This is a genomic window from Neobacillus niacini, assembly GCF_000759675.1.
GTDB lineage: Bacteria > Bacillota > Bacilli > Bacillales > Cytobacillaceae > Neobacillus > Neobacillus niacini_A.
The window spans coordinates 1-2,315 of sequence record NZ_BAWM01000054.1 but is presented as its reverse complement, the minus strand read 5'-3'; the positions used below and the strand labels follow the sequence as shown (position 1 = coordinate 2,315).

Here is a 2,315-nt window from a genome sequence, read left to right as displayed (position 1 = left end):
TAATAGTGCAAGCACGGTTCTGGGAGGGGGTGGAGTACAATCTACCGTAAGGTAGAAAGGCTCCATTCTACTCGACTAGTTTAATAAAGGAAAACTAACAAAATGAGGGTGTAAAAGTATAAAATGAGATTAAATAAAGGTTGAGGGGATGAAATTAGTTGTTTGAAACAGAAAGATGTTTTATTAATACCTTCAAAAAGACAGATTTTGTTGATGTGAAAAAATTATTTGTAAATCCAGAAGTAAGAAAATTCCTCGGTGGCATCCGCCAGGAAGATGCAATACAAGTATTATTAGACGAAATGCTTAATACAAGTGATAATTCCTTTTATTGGGCTGTAAGAGAAAAACACACAGATACTTTTATTGGTTTAGTTTCTCTTGACCCCCATCACGAAGGCATTTACCTTGAAATTTCATATCAATTATTACCGAATTGGTGGGGAAAAGGTTATGCAACAGAAGTAGTCCAAAGCATAATTAATTATGCTTTAAACGAATTAAATCTTACAAAAGTAGTAGCTGAAACTCAAACTGCAAATAAGACCTCTTGTAAGCTTTTAGAAAGATTAGGTATGGAATTAGAACGGACATTTATCAGATTTGGAGCCGAGCAAGCCATTTATTCTATCATCAAATCAACTAAATAAGCCATCTTGAACTAATGGGTGCAAGAGTTCAACAAGGGGCTGCGGTGGCGGCTCTTTTTCTTATTCCGCTAACGGGCAGTTTAGTGATATAAAAAATATTGAAACGTTGTGTTTAATCGACCGTATATCTTATAAAGTAAAAGAAAGTAAAATTTATTCTGGTTGATTAGTTAACATCCTTTATAGAAGTAAAAAGGAGAGATAGTTAGGTTGGGAACTATAGTTGGTATTTTAATCGTATTGGCATTAATAGCTGTATCTTTATCGATAGGTACTTGGGGGATAATGTCAGTGATTAAACTTAAGAATAAAAAATAAATTAAGCTTTGTGCATCAATGTACTAAAACTATAGGGTTCAAGAGTTGAAGATCTAGCTGCCAAAAATTCTTGGTGGCTTTTTCTTATTCAGCTAAATTAAGCAGTTTAGTGTAACACGATTTTGTTTAGCTTACGATTTAAATAGCTGAGAAGGAGTATTGACATTAAATGTGTTGTTTGTGTGATGTTTCTACTTTAGTTCTTTTGGTATATGAAAATTTGATTAATCCGAGGCTTAAAAATAACATACTGATAGCCCAAAGAATTCCTGCGATACCAAGACGCAAAGATATTTCTTCAGATGCCATTGGATGATTTACATCAAAACTGATTGCATTTAAGGCTTGGCTAACTGACCAACTAAAAAATATTAAATACCCAATCATCAATCCATAAGCTGTTCTAAATGATTTACGCTTTTTCGAAAATAACAATAGTAACACAACAATGAAAGTTATACCCATTATGATTGAAAAACCGCCTATTAACATACCCATTGTTTCCTGTTCCATTGGCATATCTTTTCATTCCCATAAAAGCATCTTTAATGCTTATTTTAACATAAAATACCAATTCCTTTTCCGATTAGGGTTATTGAATAAAGATTATTTAGTATGTCGAATTAGCATCAATTTTAACGTAAATTCAGTACATTGTCTGTTGTTTAGCAGACTCTTTCTAATTACAATGCTATTTGTAGTACGATTTATGGCGATTAATACTATAAAACATTGATATGTCAACGATTAAAAGGAGTCCAATTCATATGCGAATTGAACTCCTTTTTGCATTACTTTTTTCAATTTTGTACTCAACAACAGAACCCGATACTGAAAAGGATAGCTTTTGATCAATTTTGAATATATCAACAAAATTATTCATGAATCAGTCCTTTAAATGATTTAACTTGATTTCATAACCGAATAGTTGTGGATGTTCCATAGGTTTCCATCCATCTCTCAAACCGGTTAAACCCTGATACAAAGATCCTCCGATAAGATTTTCAAGCCATCCGGCACATTCTTTTATTGTTTTGAAATCGTATAAATGGATTCCGTTTTTGTAAAGTGAATATTTTTTCATTCTCTTCTCACATTCACAAAAACTAATGTCATAACCGCAACCCTCACACTCGATCCAATCCAACTCATCACCAAACTCGTTATCTATTTTAATTGATATCTCCTCCTATGTTCATTATTAGACACATTATAGCATTGATCTCAGGGATAAATTATAAAGATTGTGAAGATTTGTACTTAAACTAACGAAGCAGGTGTGCGGCCGAGCCTAGGTCGTATCATATAGCGGGTGGAATTCCCGTCGAGTAAGAACTAGCCATTCGC

General features: G+C 33.3%; 3 protein-coding genes. 1 reads left to right on the top strand and 2 read right to left on the bottom strand.

Features of this window, described 5'->3' with window-relative positions; translation table 11 throughout:
- Positions 1 to 158: 158 nt before the first annotated feature.
- Complete coding sequence (locus tag TR08_RS18965) at positions 159 to 650, top strand: GNAT family N-acetyltransferase (protein ID WP_045520874.1); 492 nt, start codon at positions 159 to 161, stop codon at positions 648 to 650.
- A gap of 483 nt (positions 651 to 1,133) precedes the next feature.
- Here the strand turns inward: TR08_RS18965 and TR08_RS18960 are convergent, their stop codons facing one another.
- Entirely contained in the window at positions 1,134 to 1,487 is a 354-nt protein-coding gene (locus TR08_RS18960; RefSeq protein ID WP_052427530.1) for a hypothetical protein, read from the bottom strand.
- A gap of 367 nt (positions 1,488 to 1,854) precedes the next feature.
- The gene (locus tag TR08_RS18955; protein WP_045520872.1) at positions 1,855 to 2,052 is read right to left on the bottom strand and encodes a hypothetical protein; all 198 of its coding nucleotides are present in this window, start codon (positions 2,050 to 2,052) and stop codon (positions 1,855 to 1,857) included.
- Between the last annotated feature and the right edge of the window lie 263 nt (positions 2,053 to 2,315).